This window comes from bacterium, from assembly GCA_017744355.1.
Classification (GTDB): domain Bacteria; phylum Cyanobacteriota; class Sericytochromatia; order S15B-MN24; family UBA4093; genus JAGIBK01.
Window position 1 is genome coordinate 1 of record JAGIBK010000001.1, and the last position, 21,633, is coordinate 21,633.

Sequence of the window (21,633 nt, forward strand, 5' to 3'; positions counted from 1 at the left end):
GCTTAATTCCGAAAATTAATTTCATCCATTGGGTGCTAATATGATTACTATTATTTATATTCGCACAGCTTAACCACTCTTCGGCGGAAACGAGGATATTTTTATTTGCTTTGTTCTTGTCGTGAAGGTGGAAACCAAGAGATTCAAGTTTGGATTTTATTATATTTATTGAGTGGTCAATTTGTTGTTGAGTTCCTATAAGCGAGATATCGTCTACATAGCGAATATAATGAGCAGGAAGTTTCGTTGAGCAGTACTCATCAAACTCTCGCAGAACAAGATTTGCGATGAGATGGCTAAACATTGGGCCAGTTAGTATTCCATTGTCTCCAGAATGTGAGGAGTTTCGGTAGTCTGTGATGATTTTATTTCCCAGATCGCGAAATACATCAAATCCAGCAAGTCTGGCGTGGTGATCCCAGGCAGAGACTGCCAATTCATGGCTGATACTCGGATAAAATCGCTTTATATCGACAGTATGTACTCGGAATTCTGTATTATTGGAACAAATTGACGAAATAGTACTATGTCTTTTTATTACGCCTGACATGAATGGCAAATAAATACCAGATAAATCTGTTGATTTTGTTAACTCGTAACTAAATACTGATGGGTGGTTAGAAAATATACCTGGATGTTTTGAGCATTCATCTAATAGACTTGCTTCAGCTAATGCTTCATTTGCTCCAGGAAGGTATATGTCTCGGTAGACAATTTCGCTAGAAGTATCAAGTTCCTTGTAGTGCTTTGAGCGAAAATATGGAGTACTACTACGACTTATTACCATTTTTACGGCAGCATCTTGTGCCCATCGAGAACTTCGGGTAGCACTATTGTAAAGATAATACCGTAGCGAGATATATGGAAATATGTCTCGACCTCTATACTGGTTTATGGCTTTTACTGAGATATGGCTTGCTTCGTAGGTGTTGTTCATCGTTCAAGACTCAATGGGAGAACTGCTAGTGTAAGTCTGTGGGTTTTTTCTTCGAAAATTGGGTCAATAAATCGAGCTATTGTTGTAGGAGCTTCACCTTTGTAGCCCGGGAAGAATTTTGCGAATTTTTTCCAGGTGTTGTTTATATTTTCAGCAATATTGGGTAATATGCCGCCCTTCTTTATAGCGGTATTTTTTGCGGGCTCAATCCATAATGCAGAGCTGTTTGGTCCAGAAGAAAATAGAAATAAATTATCGAGCTGTGGCTTTGCGTGTTTATATTTTCTTTGTTCGATCAAGAAGCCATTGAAGTTTGCTACTATTAAAAGATTTCTGTCTGATCTGTGGTGAGTTGTCTCTTTTATTAAGTCTGCTGTGCTAATTTGATCAGTCGCATCCCATTCCAAAAAAAACTCTTGAACGGTGATTGCTTGATCCAGGAGCTCATCTCTAATAAGCTCGAGCATTTCACTCGCATAAGTTCTTGCGTAGGAGGAGAGCTCCCCACCGATTAACTTTACATCTAGTGGCTCCCTAGGTAAAATGGATGCTTTCCGAAGTTGTGCAATGGTAGTAAGAAGCGCGTATGCTGCGGCACCAGCCCCACAGGGTACGTCTGTTAGTGTTAACGAGTTTCCTGTTAGGCTTAGCAAGAAAACTTCAGAAGTCGGTGTTACTTCGCGTTTTGGATCTAGCAACGCAAGTTGCGCTCGCGCAGCCGATCCATCGAAAGCTTGAGCAAAATGTCGATCGGTTTCTGATTTACTAAGGCCGCCGACAGGAGCTTCAGAGCCTCTTTGTCTGCTGGATAAGTCAATAAGTCCATGTTGATTGATTAACGATTTATATGCGGCTGACAATACGTCAGGCAGTCGTATTGCATTCTGAGTAGCATCCCAGAGATCGGCAGGGATCTGAGATATTTCCAGGAGTCGGCCTTCTTCGGTTGTCACTAGGTAGTCCTTGTTGAAGTATTTGTCTCTTGATATAGAATGCTGGGATTTGGTTTGTGACTTTGAGTGATGAAAATATTATTATAATCCCTGTCGGGATTGGCCGCTAGTCGTAGGGTTTCAGGAGATGGGTGATAGCAGCTTGACCCTAATGCAATAAATCGGTGCAAGCAAAAGTGGAAAATCCGAGCATATTTGACATCAAGTCAACAAGGACGATTTTCCATTGCAGAAAAGCAAGCTCATTGAGCTTGTCCCATATTTTCTTAAAGATCTAAAAGAGGTTCCTTGTAGTGGCCGAAAAGTGCGAGGGGAGCCCTCCGCCTTTTCGTTATCTGGGCGAGCGTAGCCCGAGAGCATGGCGTCGATGCCCGATCTAGGAAGACGCCGTGCTGAAGCCCGTTCCCGACAACCTCTAGCGACCGTATGTAATGCACTAAAGTGCTTTTTTACAAGCGAGCATGCGTGATGTGGTCGCATGAAAGCGGCCCGCACATTGTGCAGGCCGCTTGGATAGTCAAGTCGATGCTTCAGGCAGCGATCGCTACTTGCCCTTCTCCTCTGCCTGTTCACCCTTCTCGATCAATTCCTTGACCTTCTGACCGCCCTTGTGGCCGATTTCCGAGTAGAACTCGGGGCCATACTTCTCCTTGACGGCCTCGCCGCCCTTCTGGCCACCTTTGTGCCCAATTTCGGAGTAGAAATCAGGACCGTACTTCTCCTTGACGGTCTCACCACCCTTATGACCAGCCTCGCTGACCGTCATTTTGCCCTTTTCGGGCTCACGATGTTCACGATCACGCCGCTCTGCCATGGTTTCCCTCCTTTCGCTTGGGTTTCGTTGGCAAGACCATCCTGCCTCCCGGGCTTCGGGAGGTAAAGCGTCGTTCAAGCCTTAATTGTCCGAAATACACGCTAATTTGCACACCTGTCATGCTTTTCTGCTCAAAAAGAGAGCATCCCTGATATCGAACAGGGATGCTCTTTGCGAAACGGTCACGTTGCCATCACTGCTGGCGACCTTTGCCTTGCTCTTGCTCCTTGCCTTCTTCGACGAGCTCCTTGACCCGCTCACCGCCCTTTTGCCCAGCTTCCCTAACCGTCATCTCGCCCTTGAACTCTTGGTTTTCGCTCGAACGTTTCTCGGTGTCACGCTCAGCCATTTCCTGCTCCTTTCCGGTAGCGCCAATGGCGCACGGTTATTCTAGTAGCGCCGCGCTTGAAGTAAAGGCAGAGGCGCTCTTTGGCATCCGGCTATCTCATTGCGCGCAGCGAGGCTCCGCCTGAATTTCAGGCGGAGCCTCGCTACGTTTTGAGGGAAGGTCAACACGGTCTCGCCAGGAACGGAGGGTTTGCCTGCTTCTGTGGGCGCCAGATGCGGTCGTTATGGTGGCCTCGGGTCCGCAGACGCACGCAAGCCGAAGGGTTTCCGATCGGCGGAGATTCAGAGGCCTTCTCTTGTCTGTTTTGGGCAGACCTTGCCCAACCAAGGGATAAGGGGCCCAAACAGCGAGGGAAGCGCTTATTTCCCCCGTCCCTCTGCTTCTTCGCCCTTCTCGATCAGATCCTTGACCCTCTGGCCGCCCTTGTGGCCGATTTCCGAGTAGTGCTCGGGGCCATATTTCTCCTTGACGGCCTCGCCGCCCTTTTGTCCGATTTCCGAGTAGAACTCGGGACCGTATTTCTCCTTGACGGTCTCGCCGCCCTTCTGTCCGGCTTCTCGGACGGTCATTTCACCTTCGCCTTCGGGGTGTCCGTGTCCGCGACGTTCTGCCATGGGATGCCTCCTTCCGAACAGGTCTCGTTGGCGAGACGATTCTGCCTCCAGAAGGACACGACGTAAAGCGCTGGCCGTGCCTTTTAGCCCCTAAGACGTGTGCTGCACGAATGGCTCGCCGGCGTGGGGAGCACGCGGATCCTTGCGCCGAACGATCTAGAACGCGTTCCCGAACCCGAAGATGAACTGGGTCGAGGGGTTCACGAAGCCGCCTGCGGGCGTGCTGAGGCCCTGGGCCACGCCGAGGCGCATGTCGGTCTTGATGTACCGCCACAGGCTCAGCTGGCTGCGCAGTTCGAGCGAGGCGCCGTGCAGGGTGCGATCGAAGCGGAAGGCGCCGTCCGACATGAAGGGCGAGGCCCAGACGTTCGCGGCCTCGTAGCCCACCGCGCCGTAGACCCGGTCCAGGTAGAAGGGCAGGGTCCACAGCCCGCGGTTGACCTCGGCGATCGGGAAGCGGTACTCGGCGCTGAGCACGGCGATCTGGTTGCCGGTGTTGGCGAGCACCGCGTCGTAGCCCCTGAGCCCCACGCGGCTGGTGAAGACGTCGGTCGCTGCCGTCAGGTCCATCTGGTTGAGGATGCGGTTGCTCGCATCCCAGCCGCCGACCGTGAACTGGCCGCCGTTCTGCCCGAAGTTCAGGCCCGTCAGGCCACGCACGGCGAGCACGTGGTGGGTCCAGGGCAGCGAGACGTACTGGCGGTAGTCCCCCCACACCCGCTGGTAGTTGGTCGAGCCGCCGAGCACCGGGACGCCGACCTCGGCACCGAGTGTCGAGATGGAGCCGCCCTCGGGGCTCACGCCGTAGGTCCGGCGGAAGTTGTTCGCCTTCTGGTACATGGCGTAGACGCTGTTCGAGAGGCCACCGTTTTGCACGATGGGCGAGGCGGGAACGGCGGTGCCTGCCGGGATCTCGCTGAATTGTTTCAGGTTGGCGTCACTGAGCATGTAGTTCTGGTTGTGAACGGTGCGCAGCCCCATCACGACGCTGTCGCCCGTCACCCAGTTCGACCCGATGAGCGGCGTGGGGATGCCCGGCATGCGCGCCTGGAGGTTCAACGTTTGCTGGTCCTGCCAGAGGTAGACGGGGGCGTTGTTCAGGACCCCGTACAGGCTGGGCGAGGGACCCTTGCTGTACTCGATGGAGAGCGAGGGCATCCACTGGTCGTTCTGGTAGGTGAAGCCCAGGTACGGGTGACCGGCGAGCGCCGGGATCCCCGTGACGTAGCCGCCGCCGTACAGGTAGTAGAAGTGCTGGTAGAGCACGTCACGGCCGTGAGTGGCGAAGCCCGCCTGCGCGCCGAACTGGTTGATGGCGGCGAAGGGCAGGTAGTTGTTCGGGGCGAGCGTCGGCCACGGGCTGTAGGGCCGGGGGGTGGCCGAGAGGGCGAAGTCCATTTCGACCTGCGTGGGGGCCGGGGTCACGCGCGAGACGAAGCGGCCCTTGAAGTCGCTGGTGTAGGCCTCGTTCATGGCCATCGGGATGCCCTTGTCGGGGGCGAAGGGCATGACCTTGAGGTCGTAGCCCGCAGCGTCGTAGTCGATGAAGGCGAGCTGCTTGCCGTCCGGCGAGACCCGGCCGTCGAAGGCGCCGCCGATGACGTTGGTGAGGCGCTTGAGCGTACCGTCCGAGAGGCGTAGGGCGTAGAGGTTGAAGACGCCGCTGCGGTCCGAGGTGAAGGTCACGTACTTGCCGTCGGGGGTGTAGGCCGGGTAGAAGTCGAGGGCATCCCCCGAGGTCAGTTCCTTCTGGGCGAGGGTCTCGGGGTTCAGCTCGACGAGGTTGTAGCGGCCGCCCTTCCAGCGAGAGACGACCAGGCGCTTGCCGTCGGGCGACCAGTTGGGGTTCGCGTAGGTGGCCTCGGCGGTCGGATTGGTGAGGCGCTTGAGTTCTTTGCCCTCGCCGTCGAAGAGCACCAGGTAGTTGCTGCCTTCGGCGGTCGTGACCGCGACGATCCGGCTGCCGTCCGGCGAGATGGCGGGCTCTGCGGCGCGACGGTTGGTGGTGAGCTGCTTGACCTGGCGGGTGGTGGTGTCGAAGCGGTAGAGGTCCGAGTAGCTCGCGAAGCGATCGTCCCCCTGGGCGGCGTAGTAGATGTAGCGCCCGTCCGTGGTCGGTACCGCGTCGCCGATGGCGGCCTTGCCGAAGAGGCGGGTGATGGCGGGCTTCTCACCGGTGGCGACCTTGACCAGGGCCGAGCCCTTGCCCTTGTACGATTCGGTGATGGTGATCGAGCCATCCGGCAGCCAGCGGGGATGGTGGTGGTGGCGGCCCGAGGCGGTCAGGGCGCGGGCCTCGGTGAGCGGGTGCTCCTTGATCTGGGCGAGCTGGCGATCGCTCCGCTGCTTGAGCCAGGCCATGGTCTCGTTCCAGATGGTGCTGCCGTTCTTGCCGGGGATGACCTGGCCGACGGCGAAGTCGATGCCGAGCCACGGGGCGCGGCCCAGCGCGCGCAGGATCGCGGCAGGCTTGTCGTCGCCGTAGGTCTCGACCAGGTACTGGAAGAAGGAGGTGCCGTAGTCGTACTCGTTGCCGCCTGCGGGCCACTCCAGCTCGTAGGAGCCGTTGACCTGGTCGATGCCGTACAGCTTGCCGGCAAGGGCCGCCATGCGCAGGCGCATGTCCAGGTCGCCCTCCTTGGCGCGGCCGCCGGGGGTGAATTTGGACTCGGTGGTGACGGCCCAGCCCTCGGTGATGAACCGGGGGCTCTCCATCATGAGCTGCGGGATGTAGGCGGTCAGCGAGCGGGGGATGCCCTGGAGCTGCACGTTGCTGAAGAAGAGCTGGCCGAGGATGGCGTTGAGTTGCGCCAGCTCCCAGGGCGTCGCGTTGATGTGCAGGATGTGGGTGTACTCGTGGAGGATGACGTAGCGCATCCAGTCGTCGTACCGGCCCATGGCGAAGCCCGAGTCGGGCGAGGGCGGGTGCAGGTTGAGCATGATCCGGTTGTGGGGATAGTTGCTCGCGTTGGCGTTGGTGTCGTCGTAGGTGTCGAAGCAGACGATCTCGGTCTTTTCGTAGGGTTTGACGCCCATGTAGGGGGCGAGCTTCTTGTGGGCGTCCTCGGCGTAAGCCAGGGCGCGACGGCCGAGCTGCTCGAGGCCGGGCGGGTAGTTGACCCGGAAGTGATCGCTTTCGAGGGTCTTCCATTCGATGCCTGGCTCGAAGCTGGTGGCGGCGAAGGCCGGGGCAGTGAGGGCGCCAAGCCCAACGGTGAAGGCCAGGGCAGCGAGTAACTTCTTCATCGACCTCTCCAAGCGAACGCGAAACCGGCCCACCCCGTCGGGATGAGCCGGTTTATTATGCCCGGTGAACCGTGAACGAAACAGGCGCCGCCTGTCAGGCTTTCAGGTCGAGCTTGATGGTGTCGAGCTGGATGGAGAGCGCGCCGTTCGCGTGCTGGGTGATGGTGGCGTTCTTGCCGTCGGCGTCCTTGAGGATGGCTTTGCCGTCCTTCTGGGAGACGAGCTTGAAGGTGCCGTCGAAGAGGGGCTTGTCTTCGCCGGGCTGGGTTGCCGCCGCCTTGATGCTGCCGTCGGGGCGCGATTCGATCCGCAGGTCGATCTTCTTGCTGAAGAAGAGGACCTGGGCGTTGAGCGACATTTCGAGCAGGCTGTCGTTGCGCGTTTTGACCGTGGCGGTGCCGCCGAACTCGGTGCCCTTGGCTTCGCCTTGCATCTTGAATTGCTGGCCGGCCGTCAGGGCGGGGAGCGCCAGGACGGGGGCCTTGCTCTTGAGCGAGAGGCTGTCCGAGGGCATGGTGGCGGTGGTGGTGCCTGCCTGGACGGGGGTCGGCTGAGGGGTCTTGCGGGGCGTGGGGGTAGGGGCGGTGCCGATGCTTCCGACGTCCATTGCGGTTCTCCGTGGCAACGAGAAAGGTGACCATGAAGTTGTCGCCCGCGCGAGCGGGCGACATTCTCATTCTCGGATTAAGTTTGGGTCAAGTCTTTGGGGGACTCGGAGCGAATTAGACCCCCCACCCCCGCCCCCGCCCCGCCAGGGGGCAGGGGGATTCAGGGGGCGGTTACATCAGCTTAAAAAGGGCGGACGATGACCATGATGACGATGATGATCATCAGGAGGGTGGGGACCTCGTTGAGGATCCGGAAGTACTTGTCCGACTTGTAGTGCGGGTTGGCGATGAGCTTCTTGCGCGCCGCCGAGTAGATGCCGTGGCAGGCGAACATGCCGACGAGCATGGTCAGCTTGACGTGGAACCAGGGCATCTTGAGCAGGGCGGGGTTCATGCCGATCATGGCGAGACCCGCGAGCAGGCTCACGATCATCGCCGGGTTCATGATGGCGCGCAGCAGGCGGCGCTCCATGACCTGGAAGCGGTCCATGACCGTCTGGTCGGTCTCCATGGCGTGGTAGACGTAGAGCCGGGGCAGGTAGAGCATGGCCGCCATCCAGGCGATGACCGCGATGACGTGGATGGCCTTGACCCAGAGGTAGAGCGAAACGGGCATCGATTAGATCCAATCCTTGCTGATGAGGAAGTCGGTGTAGAGCTTGGCCTCGGGGCTGCCCGCCTCGGGGTGCCAGTCGTAGCGCCACGCCGCCATGGGGGGCATGGACATGAGGATCGACTCGGTGCGCCCACCCGACTGGAGCCCGAACAGGGTACCCCGGTCCCAGACCAGGTTGAACTCGACGTACCGGCCACGACGATAGGCCTGGAAGTCGCGCTCGCGCTCGCCGTACGGCGTGTCCTTGCGGCGGTCCAGGATGGGCGCGTAGGCCCCCAGGAAGTGGTCGCCCACGCTCTGCATCAAAGCGAAGCTGAAGTCGAAGTCCTGGTCGGCGAAATCGTCGAAGAAGATCCCGCCGATCCCGCGCGGCTCCTTGCGGTGCTTGAGGTAGAAGTAGTCGTCGCACCACTTCTTGAAGCGCGGGTGGTAGTCCTCGCCGAAGGGTGCAAGCGCGTCGCGGCACTGCTGGTGGAAGTGGACCGCGTCCTCCTCGAAGCCGTAGTAAGGGGTCATGTCCATGCCGCCGCCGAACCACCAGACGGGATCCATGCCCGGCTTGGTGGCCGAGAACATGCGCACATTCATGTGGACCGTCGGCGCGTAGGGGTTGCGCGGGTGAAGCACCAAGGAGACGCCCATGGCCTCCCACGACCCTCCGACGAGCTCCGGCCGGTGGGCCGTGGCCGAGGGGGGCATCTTCGTCCCGAAGACGTGGGAGAAGGCGACCCCGCCCCGCTCGATGACGTCACCGCCCTCGATCAGGCAGGTGAGCCCGCCGCCGCCCTCGGGGCGCTCCCATGCGTCACGCAGGAAGCGGCCGCCGTCGATGCCCTCAATGTGCTCGATGATGTCGGCCTGCAGGCCCTGGAGGTAGGCCTTGACCGCTTGGGTCGTGGTGGTGGTCGTGCTCATGGGTGGCTCCGGTTACGCGACGGGAGAGGCGGCGAGCTCCTTGACGGCCTGGACGAAGGCCTGCGCGTGCTCGACCGGCACGTCCGGCAGGATGCCGTGGCCCAGGTTGAAGATGTGGCCCGGGCGATCGCCCACCGCCGCCGCGATACGGCGCACCTCGGCGCGAATGGTCTCGGGGCTGCCGTAGAGGCGGCAGGGGTCCATGTTGCCCTGGATGGCGACGCGATCGCCGATGCGCTTGAAGGCGTCGGCGATGTCCACGCGCCAGTCGATGCCGACGCAGTCGGCGCCCGAGTTGGCCAGGTCTTCGAGGACGTGGCCCGCGCCGTTCATGTACAGGATGATGGGCTTGCCCATGTCCTGGACGCCTTCGATGATCTTCTTGGTGGCGGGCAGGGCGAAGGTGCGGTAGTCCTCGGGCGAGAGGTAGCCGCCCCAGCTCTCGAAGATCTGGACGATGTCGGCGCCCGAGGCGATCTGGTAGCGCAGGTAGTCGATCAGGGTGTCGGCGAGCTTGTCCATCAGGCGGTGGAAGGCCGCGGGCTCGCGGTACATCAGGGCCTTGATGTGGCTGTAGTTCTTGGAGCCGCCGCCCTCGACCATGTAGGCCGCGAGGGTCCAGGGCGCACCGGCGAAGCCGATGAGCGGCAGGCGGCCGCCGAGGGCCTGCTTGGTGAGCTTGAGGGCCTCGCCGGTGTAGGGAGTCTCCTCGGCCGCGACGGGGATGCGCAGGCGGTCGATGTCAGCCAGGGTGCGGATGGGGTTGCCCAGGTGGGGGCCCTTGTCGTCGAAGTAGACGTCCATCCCCATGGGGGTCAGGGGGATGAGGATGTCCGAGAAGATGATCGCCGCGTCCACCCCGACCTTGTCGATGGGCTGCATGGTGACCTCGGCGGCCAGATCCGGGGTGCGGCAGAGGGTGAGGAAGTCCACCTTGGCGCGGATGGCGCGGAACTCGGCCATGTAACGGCCCGCCTGACGCATGATCCAGACCGGGGGCCGATCGTTGGGAAGGCGGCGCGCGGCGCGGATGAGGCGATGCTCGGTCGAGTTGTTTTCCATGGTGGGTTCCTTCGTCAATCCTTATGCTGGGGCGCACCGGAGGCCGGGCGCGAAGGGGCCAGGTGATTAGGCCAGTCTACCATGGCCGCAGATCAAGCGCCTACCGGCCTGGGTCCGTGCCAAGTACGGATCTTGCGCCGACCAGCGCGCAAGATTTACGCTAGGACGTCCGATAGACATGACGGAAAGACAGCCGCCACCCGGCGGCGCGTTCAGGAGGGGATTCCGATGGATAAGGCGAACGGATCGCAGGGCAAGCTCTACAGCATCAACTGGGCCTCCTTGCAGGGCGGCGTGCAGCAGCGCCCCAAGCCTGAAGCCGCCCCGGAGCCCGAGACGGCGCGCCCGGTCCGCGGCGATCGCTACGACTTCAAGCTGCCGTCCACTGGCTCGCGGCCTTCGACCGACGCCCCGTCGGCGTCCGGCTCCTCGGTCAAGAACCAGGTGCTGCGCATCGACAAGGAGATCGGCACCCTCAACAAGGCCCTCGGCCGCAACCAGGAAGAGCTGAAGGAAGCTCACCGCGAGCGCGCCGAACTCAAGGAAGTGCTCGCCGAGAAGGTGCAGCAGGCCACCGAGCTCAAGGGCGAGATCAAGGGCGCCAAGCAAGAGAAGGCCCAGCTCCAGGCCGAGATCAACGCCATCTGCGACCAGCTCGAGATGGTGGACGGCCGCATCGGCAATCTCAAGACCGAGCAGGACGCCCTGCTCGCCAAGGAGGCCCAGCTCTCCAAGCAGCACCGGACCTTCTACGACGAGGCCAACGGCGCCAAGAACTACGAGCAGTACCTCAAGACCCTGCCCGAGACGGCCCGCGGTGACGGCGAGCTCTCCGCCGCCAAGCGCGAGGCGGCCTCCAACAAGACCCAGCGCGCCGAGGAGCTGCTGCACAAGACCGAGTACGCTCTGGTCGACACCAACACCCAGCAGGCCCTCAACGGCCTCGAGAACCACTTCCTGCAGGTCAAGCGCACCCGCCTCGAGACCAAGGGCGACGCCAAGATCGGCGAGCTGAACCTCACCCAGCAGCAGATCGAGCGCCTCCTGCGCAAGCAGGACAAGGTCGAGGGCCAGATCTCGGACACCAAGGGCCAGATCTCCCAGACCGACGCCCAGATCAACAAGACCCAGAAGAACATCGCGACCCTGGAGCGCAAGATCAACGACCTGGAAGGCCTGCGCGACGAGATCCTGGCCGACGCCATCGCGTCTCGCCAGCAGGACGCCAAGGAGATCGCCGACAAGATCGCCGAGCTCGAGGCGGGCATCCGCAGCCTCAAGGGCGAGCTCAAGGCCACCCGCGAGGAGCTCCAGGACCTCAAGGAGCTGCGCCAGTCCTACGCCGACTAAAGAGCATCTAACAAAACCAGGCATGTTACGACCTGTGGCCGCCGTGGGCGGCTTGAAGGAACAGTTTCGTTAGACGCTCTAGCCCCCTTCCGAATCCAAAAGGCCCGAGAGTTCGAACTCTCGGGCCTTTTGGCGTATGATTGCCTAGCAATTATCGCTGTTGTCTTGGAAAGGGAAGGTTGTGCTCGGTTCGAAATGGCCCCGGCGGGCGATCCTTGGCCTGACGCCCGTGGCGGTGCTCGCGACGCTCGCCTATCACCCCTTCTGGCCGCCGCCCCCTGCCCTCTCTGCCGACATCCCGAAGGCTTTCGCCTGGGGGATCAGCTGGCACCCTTCGGACGAGACGGAGGGCGCGATCGCGCCTGCCGCCCAGATGGACGCCGCCCAGCAGCTGGGGGTGGGCCTGCTGCGCTTCGATGCCCCATGGTTCAAGCTGCAGCCCACGGCGGATGCGCCCTTCGACCCCAAGGTGCTCGAAACCATACGCGCTCAGGTGGAGGGCAGTCTCTCGCGCGGCATGGCGGTCAAGGTGAACCTGGGCAACTACCCCGGCTGGGCGATCGAACTGCTCAAGCGGGACCCCGACGCCTTCTTCGCGCGCTACCGCGCCTACGTCGAGGCCGCCGTCGACGCCCTGGGGCCGGGGGTGAGCTACTACCAGCTCGGCAACGAGTTCAACACCATCCTGGATCCGATCCCCCGCGAGCTGGACTCTCGGGTCTTCAACGAGGCCCGCGTCGTCATCGATCGCTTCAAGGCCGCGCGCCCCGGCTGGAAGGTCAAGACGGTGATCAACGTCTGCGATACCTTCTCGATCCCCTGGCACGACGAGCTGGAGCGGGTCATGCAGGAGGCCTCGCCCTCCATCGACGTGGTGGGCTACGACTTCTACCCGGGCAATTACTCGCACCTGCACGACTGGAGCGCCTGGCCGGGCCTCGCCCACATCGAGGGCGTCATGAAGCGCTACGGCAAGGAAGGGGCCATCTGCGAGACAGGCTGCCTCACGGCCTTCGGCGAACAGCGCCAGGCGCGCTGGACCGCCGAGTCGACCCGGGCCATGCTGAACACCATCGCAGCCTCCCCGCTCAAGGATCGCTTCCTCTTCGGGGTCTTCTACGAGCTGATGGACCCGCCGAAGATCCCCTTCTATCCGACCGAGGGGACCTTCGGCCTCATGACCGCCCAGGGCCGTCTCAAGCCGGGCTTCGAAGCCTTCAGGCAAGTGGTGACTGAGACCCGGGCGGTGCAGGGAGCGGCGCGCTAGCCGAGCAGTTCCTGAGCGCGCTCGGGCGGGCGCGCCACGACGGCCTTGTCGCCCTTGATGACGATGGGGCGCTCGATGAGGACCGGGTTCGCGACCATCACCGCGATCGCCTCTTCGCGCGAGAGGGTCTTGGCCCCGAGGCCCAGCTCCTTGTACCGGTCCTCGCCGGTGCGCATCAGCTGCTGGGGCTCCATCCCGAGCTTCTTCAGGATGGCGTCCAGTTCCTCGGCGCTCGGCGGGGTGTCGAGGTACTTGACGACCGAAGGGGTGACGCCCGCTTCTTCGACGAGGGCGAGGGCCTGGCGGCTCTTGCTGCAGCGAGGGTTGTGGTAGATGACGACGTCGGACACGATGGTTGCTCCTTTCCAGTAGAACGAGAGAATCTTAACCCGTATGAACCCGGCTTTCTACCTGTCTTCGGCGCTGCTTGCGCTCTGCATCCTGCTCATCGTCTGGCGGCCGTTTCGCTTGCCCGTGGTGGCGCCCCCCGTGGCGGGGGCTGCCGTGCTGCTGGTGACGGGGCTGACCCCGCCCTCGGCGATCGCGACGGTGTGGGGCCTGGTCTGGGATGCGACCCTCACCCTGCTCGGGCTCATGATGATCTCGCTGGTGCTCGATCGCGGGGGCTTCTTCCGCTGGTGCGCCGGGCGCATCGCGCTCGCGAGCGGCGGCAGCGGCACGCGGGCGTGGTGGGGCCTGATGCTGCTCGCTTGGGCGACCACCGCGGTGCTTGCCAACGACGGGGCCATGCTGATCCTGGTGCCCATCTACGCCGAGTTGTTGCTCAAGAGCGGCGCGACGCGCGCCCAGGTCTACGCCTTCCTCTTCCCCGTGGGCTTCCTCATCGACGTTGCGAGCACGCCCCTGGTCACGAGCAACCTCACCAACATCATGGCGGCGGACTACTTCCGCCTCGGCTTCGGGGAATACGCCCGCCTGATGGCCGTCCCGAGCCTGGTGCTGGGCCTCGCCGCGCTGGGCTTCGGCTGGCTGGCCTTCCGCGCGCATGTGCCCGAGCGCCTGCCCCTCTCGGCGGCTGTGGCCCCGCGCCCCAAGGGGCTGGTCTTCGCGGCCGGCTGGACGGCCCTTGCCGCGCTCGGCCTCGGCTTTTGCCTCGCCCACGTCTTCCACTGGCCGGTCTGCGCGGTGGTGGGGGCGGTGGCCCTGGGCTTGCTCGCGGTGGGTTTCGCCTCGGGGGAGCTTGCGGTCGTCGACCTGCCGCGCTTGACCCCGTGGCACGTCCCGGTCTTCGCCCTGAGCCTCTTCGTCATGGTCGAGGCCGTCGCCCGAACGGGCGGACAGCACCTGCTCGCCGAAGCGTGGCTTGCGGCTGCACCCGGCTTGCGCCCGCTCGCCGTGGGCGGGACCATCGGGGCCCTCGCGGCGGGGCTCAATAACCTACCGGCCTTGCTGCTCGGCCTTCTGAGCTTCGGCCAGGTGCCCGAGGTCGCCACTCCTGCGGCCATCGCGTCGAGCGTGGTGGGCGCGAACGTGGCGCCCAAGCTGACCCCATACGGCTCGCTCGCCACCCTGCTTTGGATGGGGCTCTTGGGGGCCAAGGGCTTCCATGTCGGTTGGGGTGAGTACATGCGCTACGCCCTGCGCCTGACCCCGCCGGTCCTGGTCCTGGGTCTCCTGGCTGCTTGGCTCATAGCGTGAAGTGAGGCGGAGCGCACTCCGCCTCACTTCACGTGATGCCCTGGAAGCGCTACATGGGTTTCTTGGCGGGCGGCGTCGTCTTGTGTTTCTGGGCTTTTTGTTTCTCGTGCTTCATGGTGCCGCCGCCGCCGCCCTTGGGGGCCGCCTTCTTGTGGGTCTTCTTGGTGGTCGTGGTCGTGGTCGTGGTGGAGCTCTTGTGCTTGGCGTTTTGGGCGGCGAGGGTCATGGGGCCATTGTGATCCGGAGTGGCGTAAGCCGCGCCAGCGCCCATGAGGCCAAGCGCCATCAACGGGGTGACGATCAGAGCGATGCGTTTCACGAGGTCCTCCTCTTCTCTCGGGGGCTCTCGGGTTCACCGGGGCCGAGCAAGGAACCAGGGGTGACACACCACCCCCGACCCCTTCACTTTGCCTCTGCTTTCATCGAAGCGAAAGCCAACGATGACCAAGGATTTGATGAAGTTTCAGCAGGCCGCACCATCTTACTCGACGGGCGGCTGGAAGCCCGATAGACTGTTGGTTGGCGGCAGGCAGCCGCCCGTAAACGAAGGAGACACGGGAATGGCAGGGCTCAAGCTGTCGTGGACTTGGCTTGTTGGGGGGCTTTTCGCCGGTGCGATCGCGCTGGCGGCCGTTTTCAGCATGCTGCTGCCGCAGGGCCCGGCGCCGCTCGCGGACGTGCCCATGACCGACCACCACGGCAAGCCCGCGAGCTGGTCCAGTTACCGCGGCAAGTGGCTGATCGTCTATTTCGGCTACACGGGCTGCCCGGATGCCTGCCCCACCGGCCTCACCGAGATCGCCAAGGAGATGAAGGATCTCGGCAAGGACGCCGAGAAGGTCCAGGTGGCGCTCGTCACCCTGGATCCCGAGCGGGATACCACCAAGCTGCTTGCCGGCTACGTGCCCTACTTCAATCCCACCTTCGTGGGCCTCAGGCCCGAGCGCGCTCAGCTGGAAGCGGTGATCAAGCCCTTCGGCGTCCAGTACGAGAAGACCCCCGGCAAGTCCGGCCAGGGCTACGAGATCAACCACTCGCTCGATTTCTTCGTGCTCGACCCTGACGGCCGCCTCCAGAGCCGCTTCCTCACCCCGCTGCCGCCGGGGGCCTTCCGCAAGACCCTGCAACTCGCTTCCTAGGAGCCTGTCATGAAACGTCTCGCCCTCGCGACGCTCTTGGTTTCCCTCTGGGCCCCCGCCGCTCTGGCCGCCGGCCCCCTCAAGGTCGAGGCCCCCTGGGTCCGCGAGGCACCCCCCACCGCGCGGGTCCTGGCGGGCTACGCCACCTTCCGCAACGCGGGCGCTGAGCCCGACGCGCTGGTGGCGGTGAAGACCGAGGTGGCCGATCGGGTCGAGATCCACACCATGGCCATGCGCGGCGGCGTGATGCGGATGCAGGCCATCCCCTTCCTCGAGATTCCTGCCAAGGGCACGGCGAAGCTGGTGCCGGGCGGCGCCCACCTCATGATCTACGACCCGAAGCGTCCCCTGCGCGACGGCGAGACGGTGCCCATGACCTTCGTCTTCCGGGGCGGCACCGAGCTGCGCCTTTCAGTTCCCGTCCGCAAGGTCCAGGGCTGAGGCTTCAGCCTTCCGGGACGAGGGGCAGGGTGAACCAGAAGGTGCTGCCCGCGCCGCATGCGCTCATGACCCCGATGGCGCCGCCGTGCGCCTCGACCAGGGCCTTGCTGATGCTCAGGCCGAGCCCTGCGCCTTTGCCCTTGCGCACGCCCCCTTCGAGCTGCACGAAGCGCTGGAAGATGTCGGCCTGATCCTCCGGGGCGATCCCCTCGCCCTGGTCCTGGATCTCGCAGCGTAGCCAGGCCCCCTCGCGCTGGACCCGCACCTCCACGACCCCCTGGGCCGGGGAGAACTTGATGGCGTTGGAGAGCAGCTTGGAGAGCACCTGCTTGATCCGGCGCGCGTCCATGCACAGGGTCACGGGGGTGTCGGGCAAGGGCCCCTTGAGGGTGACGCCGGTCTCGGCGGCGAGCGGCGTAAGCTCGTCGATGGCCGCGCGGGCCTGGGCCGTGAAGTCGGCCTCGGCCAGGCTGAGGTGAAAGCTCCCGGCTTCGATCCGCACGAAGTCCAAGAGGTCGTTGAGCAGGGACTCCAGGCGTTTGCCGCCCCGCTGGATCTCGTGGATGAAGTCGCGCTGCTCGCGGCTCAGGGGCCCCCCCGCCTCGTCCTCGAGCAGTTCGGCGTACCCGAGCACCGCGGTGAGCGGGGTGCGCAGCTCGTGGGTGAGGGCGTTGATGAAGTTGTTCTTGAGGCGATCGAGCTCCTTGAGGCCCTCGTAGCGTCGCCGCAGCTCGTCTTCGAGGCGCTTGCGCTCGGTGATGTCCTGGATGAAGCCGTACATGCGAAGGGGGTGCCCTTCGAGATCCCGGAGGACCTCGCCTTGCGCGTGCATGGTCCGGATGCCGTCGGGCGACTCGGCGAGCCGGAACTCCAGGTCGTAGCTCGCCTCCCCCTTCAGGGCCGCCTGCATCGCCCCATCGACCCGGTCGCGGTCGTCCGGATGGACGGTCTGCAGGAAGTGCTCGAACGAGGGGGCCCAGCTTGCGGGGTCCTTGCCCGTGATGAGGTAGTATCCCTCGCTCCAGGCGACGCGCCCTGTTTCGATCTCCCACTCCCAGCTGCCGAGTTGTGCGATGCCCTGGGCCTGGATGAGCCGGCGCTCGCGATCGCGCAGCACCTCGTTGAGCTGCACCAGCTCTCGGGTACGGGCCTCGACCATCTCCTCGAGGTTGCGCGTGTAGCCCTGGAGCTGGTCGGCCATCTGGTTGAAGGTCTGGCCGAGCAGGCCGATCTCGTTGCGGCCGCTCGGCAAGGCGCGGGCGTCCAGCTGACCGTGCTGCCACGCGAGTGCGGTCGCCTGGAGGCCGGCGACGGGCCGCAGGTACCAGCGCCCGATGAGGGTGGCGAGCACCCCCAAGGAGAGCAGCAGCCCTAGGAAGAGGAGGGCGTCCTGGTGCAGCGCGCGCCAGATGGGGGCCATGTAGTACGACTCGGGGACCAGGAGCGAGTAGCTCCAGGGCATGGTGCGCAGGAAGACGACCATGCCGAAGCCCGGTGCGTGGTCGTGCGCGAGCTGGGCCCGGTAGAAGTGGGGGGTCAGGGGCCGCTCGCGCATGCGCTCGAAATTCTCGGGCAGGGCGTGGGGCTTGAGGCCTTCGAGGCGCGGATCGGCGCCGTGGATCAGGCGCGTCAGGTCATGGTCGAGCAGGGCGCCGAAGCTGTGGGCGCCGATGCTCGCGCGGTCGTGCGCCACGATCCGGCGCAGGGCGTCGGGCGAGTCGAGCAGCACCAAGAGGGCGCTCGGCGGCGTATTGGGCGTGCGCCGCACCGGGGCCACGGCGGCCAGCGCGACCGGCCGCCCCTGCGCGTCCTTGAGCATGTCGGAGAGCGTTGCCTGGCCGGCGCTGGCCTTGCGCAGGGCCGGGGCCAAGGCGTCGCGCCAGGGCCGCAGGTCCGTGCCGACTTGCCAGAGGGGGGTGCCGTCCGGCCGCAGGGCGGCGATGCCGTGGTAGCCGTAGCGCTTGCGGATCCGCTCGACCATGGGGCTCTCGGTCGGGGAGTGCTCGTCCTTGCCAAGCAGCAGCGCGCGCATCCGGGGCTGCTCGGTGGCGAGAAAGCACGCGTGCGCGAGCAAGCGATCGAGGTAGGCTTCGAGCTCGGTGCTGGTGTCCCGGGCGGCGATCAGCATGCGCTCGCGGGTCTGGCGCTCGAGCTCCTGCCGCGTGTTGGAGGCGTGGAGCAGGGAGAGCGGCAACAGCGAGAGGGTCGCGATCAGGAGGAAGAGGACCACCAGCGTGCGCTGTAGCGGCCAGTCGTACGGGTTGAAGGAGAGCCGTGGTAGCAGGGCCATGTCGAGCACTCTCCCCTAGCGGAGGAAGACGAAGCTCAGGCTAGCACGGGAGAGTCTCGATAGAAATGTCAGAAGAAACGGAAAGCCCCGTCACGCTTGGGGCTTGCGGCTCAGCACCAGCGTGTCGCCCGACGCGGGGCGCGCCCGGCCCTTGGGGTCCAGGCAGAAGCGAAGCTGGCGAACCCCGGGGCGAAGCTCTCGCTCCTCGCGGGTCACCTGGAGGCAGCCTTGCTGCTTGGCCCACGCGAAGAGGTCGCGCGTGGCCCGCGCCATCTGCGCGCCGTGATCGGGGGCGTTGTGGTCGATCACGACCTCGAAGCAGGGGGTGCTCATTTGCCGGCGTTCTTAGCCTGAGCGGCGGCGATCTCGGCCGGGCTCAGGCCGCTGGGGTTGACCGAGCAGTTGCAGCCCATCACCTGGGCGGCGGTGGCCGGGTTCGCGGGGTTCATGGCCGCGAGGTTGAGCGAGGTCTGGACGGGCTCTTGGGCGGCGCCCCCCGCCTTGAGGGCCGACGAGGCGGTCAGCAGCGAGCGGATGTTGACCATGATGGAATTGACGCTGCTCATTGGTTGACCTCCTCGTAAATACCGGACAAGAGGTCTATCCGGCCCTGCGCCGGGAGAGTTTCTTAAGGGTGATTGGTAAGTCGATTAAGCTTTGGCTAACTTGGCGCCCGAGGTGGCGCACCGGCCGCACAGGCCCGTGAACTCCAGGTGGTGCGCCTCGATCCGGAAGCCCGCACGCTTCGAGAGCTCGGCTTCGAGGGTCGAGAGGCCGGGGCAGTGGAGCTCTTCGATGGCGCCGCAGGCGCGGCAGACCAGGTTGTGGTGGCAGTGGTCGGGCTGGTCCAGGTGGCAGTGCTCGTCGGCTTCGAGGTCGCAGCGGCGGACCTTGCCCGTGGTGAGCACCCGGTGGACCAGGTGGTTCTCTTCGAGGCACTCCAGGATGCGGTAGATGCTGACGGTGTCGACGTGCTCGCCTGCTGCGTCCAGGAGATCCTTGATCTCGTAGGGGGAGAGCGAGGTGTCGTTCTGCTCCAGGAGCTCGACGACGCGACGGCGTGGCTTGGTGATGCGGTAGCCGCGAGCCTTCAGGATCTGCAGGGCGCTTTCGGCGTAGGTGGGCATGGTTTCTTCCTCGCCTCCGAGTATAGCAGAGCCGCGCTGCAAGGCGCCTTGACGCCGATCGTGGAATCTCGTACGGTTGCTTCTGAAATTGCAAGAGTCTTGCAAGACAAGGCGACGCGCGAGAGGATGCAGCCCCCATGATCCAAGCCATCGATCTGACGAAGCGGTACGGCGCCCACACGGCCCTCGATCGTCTGAACCTGACGGTCCAGCCCGGGCAGGTCTACGCCCTGTTCGGCGGCAATGGTGCTGGCAAGAGCACGACCATCAACATGTTCCTGGGCTTCATCCAGCCGGACGGCGGCGAGGCGCGGGTCTGCGGGGTGGACGTGGCCGCGCGTCCTACCGAGGCCAAGCGCTACCTCGCCTACGTCGCCGAGAACGTCATGCTCTACGGCTACGCCTCGGCGCGCGAGAACCTCCAGTACTTCTCGGAGCTGGCCGGGCGCAAGCTCACCAAGACCGAGGCCCACGCGGCGCTCGCCAAGGCGGGCCTGCAGGAGGATGCCTTCGAGCGTCACGTGCGCTTCTTCTCCAAGGGCATGCGTCAGAAGTGCGGCCTTGCGATCGCCTTCGCCAAGGATGCGCGAGTGCTCTTCCTCGACGAGCCCTTCTCGGGGCTCGACCCTTCGGCATCGGCCGAGCTCGCCGAGTCGATCCGTGCGCTTAAAGCCGAGGGCCGCTCGGTGCTCATGAGCACCCATGACCTGTTCCGCGCCCGCAGCCTGGCGGATGCCATCGGGATCATGCGGCGCGGCAAGCTGGTCCGTGAGCTGGATGCCGAGGAGATCGGCAAGGTGGATCTCGAGCGGCTGTACCTCGAAACCATGTCCCAGCGCGAGGAGGCCGCATGCGCCCGATGAGCGACTGGGCCGCGGCGGCGGCCGTCTTGCGCCACGAGCTGCGTGAACAGCTGCGGCACCCGCGCACGGCGCTGCTCTTCGTCCTCGCCTTCTGCTTCTTCGCCCTGGCCTTCGCGCAGGGTGGCGATCGCGTCCGCGAGCAGGCGAAGAGCCAGGCCGAAGCCCAGGCCGAGAACCGCCGCGCCTGGCTCGAACAGGGCGAGCAGAATCCCCACGCGGCCGCGCATTTCCCCGTGCTCATCACCAAGCCCGCAGCCCCTCTCGGTGCTCTGGCCGAAGGGGCCGAGGCGGCCCTCGGCGGCCACGTCTTTACCGACGCCCACCGGGTATTGCCGGTGGTCGGTTCGCGCGCGGGGGATGCGCCCATCGCTCAGGCGGTGGGCGGGCTCGACGCGGCCTTCGTGGTCGGGGTGGTCCTGAGCCTGCTTGCGGCCCTCTTCGGGGCGGATTTGGTGGCGGGCGAGAAGGAGCGCGGAACTCTGCGCCTGCTCTTCTCGAACCCTTTGGGCCGGGGTCGGTGGCTCTTGGCCAAGGGCACGGCCCACACCACGGCCTTCTTGCTCGCGGTGGGCCTTTCGGCGCCTATCGCCTGGTTCGTCACCGGCGGGGTTCCGCTGGGCGGGGGCTGGGGGTGGCGCCTGTTGGCCTTCGCCTTCTGCTCGGCGGTTTATCTGGCGCTCTGGGTGTGGCTCGGCGTCGTGTGTTCGGTGCTTTCGAGCCGCCTGGCCCCCGCGGTGCTCGGGGCGATCGCCCTCTGGGTGGTGCTGGTGCCGGTGGCGCCGCGCACCCTCTCGGCGATCGCCGAGCTCACTTCGCCGCCGCCTTTGACCGCACCCGCGCGCCTCGAGGTCCGGGTCGCCGAGGTGAGCCTGCGCCAGGAGCAGGGCAAGCTCGTCGAGGCCGCCGCCGCGCGCGGCGAGCTTGCTTCGGCCAGCGCCTTCGTCCAGACCGAGGGGACGCCCGCCATCCGCGACCACATCGACGCCCAGGCCGCCCAGGCCCGCTCGCGCGCCGAAGCTCCCCTCACCGCCTGGCGTGAAGGGCAACTCGCGCGCCTCGGCAGGCTCTCGGTCCTGACCCCCACCGCCCTGTACTTCGAGCTTGCCTCGGCCTTCGCCGGGACCGACTGGCAGCGGCATGCGGCCTTCATCTCCCAGGCCAACACCTACCGGGCGGACTTCATCCGCCGCCTCGACGCCATGGAGGACCAGGGCATCGAGACCTTCACCGACTACGCCTCCATCGGGGCCTTCAACTTCGAGGAGCTCGCCCCGGCGGCGCTTTTCGGCAAGGAGGCCTCGCGGGTTGCCTTGCTCCTGGGCTTCTTCGCCGCCGCCCTCGTTTTCGCCGCCTGGCGCATGCGCCGCTACGATCTGAGATGAG

General features: G+C 64.1%; 23 protein-coding genes. 7 read left to right on the top strand and 16 right to left on the bottom strand.

Annotated features, from left to right (window positions below):
* The 10 genes from J7643_00005 to hemE form a co-directional block, all read right to left on the bottom strand.
* On the bottom strand, nt 1-937 hold a 937-nt coding region (locus J7643_00005), incomplete at its 3' end, for an RNA-directed DNA polymerase (protein MBO9538956.1).
* A complete protein-coding gene (locus tag J7643_00010; protein ID MBO9538957.1) occupies nt 934-1,890 on the bottom strand; it encodes a hypothetical protein in 957 nt (318 codons plus the stop codon). The genes J7643_00010 and J7643_00005, both read right to left, overlap by 4 nt.
* 544 nt (nt 1,891-2,434) lie before the next feature.
* Nucleotides 2,435-2,704 carry a hypothetical protein gene (locus tag J7643_00015; GenBank protein ID MBO9538958.1) on the bottom strand — a complete coding sequence of 90 codons (270 nt, stop codon included), beginning with the start codon at nt 2,702-2,704 and terminating at the stop codon, nt 2,435-2,437.
* Between the two features lie 193 nt (nt 2,705-2,897).
* Complete coding sequence (locus J7643_00020; GenBank protein ID MBO9538959.1) at nt 2,898-3,053, bottom strand: small, acid-soluble spore protein, alpha/beta type; 156 nt, start codon at nt 3,051-3,053, stop codon at nt 2,898-2,900.
* A gap of 359 nt (nt 3,054-3,412) precedes the next feature.
* On the bottom strand, nt 3,413-3,667 hold the full coding sequence (locus J7643_00025) for a hypothetical protein (protein ID MBO9538960.1): 255 nt from the start codon (nt 3,665-3,667) through the stop codon (nt 3,413-3,415).
* A 156-nt stretch (nt 3,668-3,823) separates the two neighbouring features.
* The gene (locus tag J7643_00030) at nt 3,824-6,913 is read right to left on the bottom strand and encodes a PD40 domain-containing protein (GenBank protein ID MBO9538961.1); all 3,090 of its coding nucleotides are present in this window, start codon (nt 6,911-6,913) and stop codon (nt 3,824-3,826) included.
* A 94-nt stretch (nt 6,914-7,007) separates the two neighbouring features.
* A complete protein-coding gene (locus tag J7643_00035; protein ID MBO9538962.1) occupies nt 7,008-7,520 on the bottom strand; it encodes a hypothetical protein in 513 nt (170 codons plus the stop codon).
* A gap of 182 nt (nt 7,521-7,702) precedes the next feature.
* Nucleotides 7,703-8,137, bottom strand: a complete 435-nt coding sequence (hemJ, locus tag J7643_00040) for a protoporphyrinogen oxidase HemJ (protein ID MBO9538963.1) — start codon at nt 8,135-8,137, stop codon at nt 7,703-7,705.
* 3 nt (nt 8,138-8,140) lie between these two features.
* Nucleotides 8,141-9,052 (bottom strand): oxygen-dependent coproporphyrinogen oxidase, encoded by a 912-nt coding sequence (gene hemF, locus J7643_00045; GenBank protein MBO9538964.1) that lies wholly within the window; start codon nt 9,050-9,052, stop codon nt 8,141-8,143.
* 12 nt (nt 9,053-9,064) lie between these two features.
* Nucleotides 9,065-10,114: a uroporphyrinogen decarboxylase gene (gene hemE / locus J7643_00050; protein ID MBO9538965.1), complete on the bottom strand. Its 1,050-nt coding sequence runs from the start codon at nt 10,112-10,114 to the stop codon at nt 9,065-9,067.
* A gap of 228 nt (nt 10,115-10,342) precedes the next feature.
* Between hemE and J7643_00055 the strand changes: the two genes are divergently transcribed.
* Together J7643_00055 and J7643_00060 are read left to right on the top strand one after the other, a co-directional pair.
* Nucleotides 10,343-11,464 carry a hypothetical protein gene (locus J7643_00055; protein MBO9538966.1) on the top strand — a complete coding sequence of 374 codons (1,122 nt, stop codon included), beginning with the start codon at nt 10,343-10,345 and terminating at the stop codon, nt 11,462-11,464.
* A 181-nt stretch (nt 11,465-11,645) separates the two neighbouring features.
* Nucleotides 11,646-12,731: a hypothetical protein gene (locus J7643_00060; protein MBO9538967.1), complete on the top strand. Its 1,086-nt coding sequence runs from the start codon at nt 11,646-11,648 to the stop codon at nt 12,729-12,731.
* Here the strand turns inward: J7643_00060 and arsC are convergent.
* A complete protein-coding gene (gene arsC, locus J7643_00065; protein ID MBO9538968.1) occupies nt 12,728-13,081 on the bottom strand; it encodes an arsenate reductase (glutaredoxin) in 354 nt (117 codons plus the stop codon). The genes J7643_00060 and arsC overlap by 4 nt on opposite strands.
* A 43-nt stretch (nt 13,082-13,124) precedes the next feature.
* On the opposite strand from arsC, the gene J7643_00070 reads away from it, so the two are divergent.
* On the top strand, nt 13,125-14,390 hold the full coding sequence (locus J7643_00070; GenBank protein MBO9538969.1) for an arsenical efflux pump membrane protein ArsB: 1,266 nt from the start codon (nt 13,125-13,127) through the stop codon (nt 14,388-14,390).
* A gap of 49 nt (nt 14,391-14,439) precedes the next feature.
* On the opposite strand, the gene J7643_00075 is transcribed toward J7643_00070, so the two are convergent.
* The gene (locus J7643_00075; GenBank protein MBO9538970.1) at nt 14,440-14,709 is read right to left on the bottom strand and encodes a hypothetical protein; all 270 of its coding nucleotides are present in this window, start codon (nt 14,707-14,709) and stop codon (nt 14,440-14,442) included.
* A gap of 241 nt (nt 14,710-14,950) precedes the next feature.
* On the opposite strand from J7643_00075, the gene J7643_00080 reads away from it, so the two are divergent.
* Both J7643_00080 and J7643_00085 read left to right on the top strand, forming a co-directional pair.
* Nucleotides 14,951-15,529 carry an SCO family protein gene (locus J7643_00080; protein ID MBO9538971.1) on the top strand — a complete coding sequence of 193 codons (579 nt, stop codon included), beginning with the start codon at nt 14,951-14,953 and terminating at the stop codon, nt 15,527-15,529.
* Nucleotides 15,530-15,538: 9 nt separating this feature from the next.
* On the top strand, nt 15,539-15,970 hold the full coding sequence (locus tag J7643_00085) for a copper chaperone PCu(A)C (GenBank protein MBO9538972.1): 432 nt from the start codon (nt 15,539-15,541) through the stop codon (nt 15,968-15,970).
* Nucleotides 15,971-15,974: 4 nt separating this feature from the next.
* Here J7643_00085 and J7643_00090 read toward each other — a convergent pair whose 3' ends face one another.
* The 4 genes from J7643_00090 to J7643_00105 all read right to left on the bottom strand — a co-directional run bounded on the left by J7643_00090 (nt 15,975) and on the right by J7643_00105 (nt 19,387).
* Nucleotides 15,975-18,260, bottom strand: coding sequence for a PAS domain-containing protein (locus tag J7643_00090; protein MBO9538973.1), 2,286 nt, complete (start codon nt 18,258-18,260; stop codon nt 15,975-15,977).
* 90 nt (nt 18,261-18,350) lie between these two features.
* On the bottom strand, nt 18,351-18,593 hold the full coding sequence (locus tag J7643_00095) for a hypothetical protein (GenBank protein ID MBO9538974.1): 243 nt from the start codon (nt 18,591-18,593) through the stop codon (nt 18,351-18,353).
* Nucleotides 18,590-18,826 (bottom strand): hypothetical protein, encoded by a 237-nt coding sequence (locus J7643_00100; GenBank protein MBO9538975.1) that lies wholly within the window; start codon nt 18,824-18,826, stop codon nt 18,590-18,592. Before J7643_00100 ends, J7643_00095 begins: the two co-directional genes overlap by 4 nt.
* A gap of 84 nt (nt 18,827-18,910) precedes the next feature.
* Nucleotides 18,911-19,387 (bottom strand): transcriptional repressor, encoded by a 477-nt coding sequence (locus J7643_00105; GenBank protein MBO9538976.1) that lies wholly within the window; start codon nt 19,385-19,387, stop codon nt 18,911-18,913.
* Between the two features lie 137 nt (nt 19,388-19,524).
* Here J7643_00105 and J7643_00110 point away from each other — a divergent pair, with 137 nt between their 5' ends.
* Both J7643_00110 and J7643_00115 read left to right on the top strand, forming a co-directional pair.
* Nucleotides 19,525-20,250 (top strand): ATP-binding cassette domain-containing protein, encoded by a 726-nt coding sequence (locus J7643_00110; protein MBO9538977.1) that lies wholly within the window; start codon nt 19,525-19,527, stop codon nt 20,248-20,250.
* Nucleotides 20,238-21,632: an ABC transporter permease subunit gene (locus tag J7643_00115; GenBank protein ID MBO9538978.1), complete on the top strand. Its 1,395-nt coding sequence runs from the start codon at nt 20,238-20,240 to the stop codon at nt 21,630-21,632. Before J7643_00110 ends, J7643_00115 begins: the two co-directional genes overlap by 13 nt.
* Nucleotide 21,633 lies beyond the last annotated feature (1 nt).

Bases quoted from the DNA above. Each gene is read 5' to 3' on its own strand.
- J7643_00015 (MBO9538958.1), bottom strand. From the start codon at position 2,704: ATGGCAGAGCGGCGTGATCGTGAACATCGTGAGCCCGAAAAGGGCAAA.
- J7643_00020 (MBO9538959.1), bottom strand. From the start codon at position 3,053: ATGGCTGAGCGTGACACCGAGAAACGTTCGAGCGAAAACCAAGAGTTC.
- J7643_00025 (MBO9538960.1), bottom strand. From the start codon at position 3,667: ATGGCAGAACGTCGCGGACACGGACACCCCGAAGGCGAAGGTGAAATG.
- J7643_00030 (MBO9538961.1), bottom strand. From the start codon at position 6,913: ATGAAGAAGTTACTCGCTGCCCTGGCCTTCACCGTTGGGCTTGGCGCC.
- J7643_00035 (MBO9538962.1), bottom strand. From the start codon at position 7,520: ATGGACGTCGGAAGCATCGGCACCGCCCCTACCCCCACGCCCCGCAAG.
- hemJ (MBO9538963.1), bottom strand. From the start codon at position 8,137: ATGCCCGTTTCGCTCTACCTCTGGGTCAAGGCCATCCACGTCATCGCG.
- hemF (MBO9538964.1), bottom strand. From the start codon at position 9,052: ATGAGCACGACCACCACCACGACCCAAGCGGTCAAGGCCTACCTCCAG.
- hemE (MBO9538965.1), bottom strand. From the start codon at position 10,114: ATGGAAAACAACTCGACCGAGCATCGCCTCATCCGCGCCGCGCGCCGC.
- J7643_00055 (MBO9538966.1), top strand. From the start codon at position 10,343: ATGGATAAGGCGAACGGATCGCAGGGCAAGCTCTACAGCATCAACTGG.
- J7643_00070 (MBO9538969.1), top strand. From the start codon at position 13,125: ATGAACCCGGCTTTCTACCTGTCTTCGGCGCTGCTTGCGCTCTGCATC.
- J7643_00080 (MBO9538971.1), top strand. From the start codon at position 14,951: ATGGCAGGGCTCAAGCTGTCGTGGACTTGGCTTGTTGGGGGGCTTTTC.
- J7643_00085 (MBO9538972.1), top strand. From the start codon at position 15,539: ATGAAACGTCTCGCCCTCGCGACGCTCTTGGTTTCCCTCTGGGCCCCC.
- J7643_00090 (MBO9538973.1), bottom strand. From the start codon at position 18,260: ATGGCCCTGCTACCACGGCTCTCCTTCAACCCGTACGACTGGCCGCTA.
- J7643_00095 (MBO9538974.1), bottom strand. From the start codon at position 18,593: ATGAGCACCCCCTGCTTCGAGGTCGTGATCGACCACAACGCCCCCGAT.
- J7643_00100 (MBO9538975.1), bottom strand. From the start codon at position 18,826: ATGAGCAGCGTCAATTCCATCATGGTCAACATCCGCTCGCTGCTGACC.
- J7643_00105 (MBO9538976.1), bottom strand. From the start codon at position 19,387: ATGCCCACCTACGCCGAAAGCGCCCTGCAGATCCTGAAGGCTCGCGGC.
- J7643_00110 (MBO9538977.1), top strand. From the start codon at position 19,525: ATGATCCAAGCCATCGATCTGACGAAGCGGTACGGCGCCCACACGGCC.
- J7643_00115 (MBO9538978.1), top strand. From the start codon at position 20,238: ATGCGCCCGATGAGCGACTGGGCCGCGGCGGCGGCCGTCTTGCGCCAC.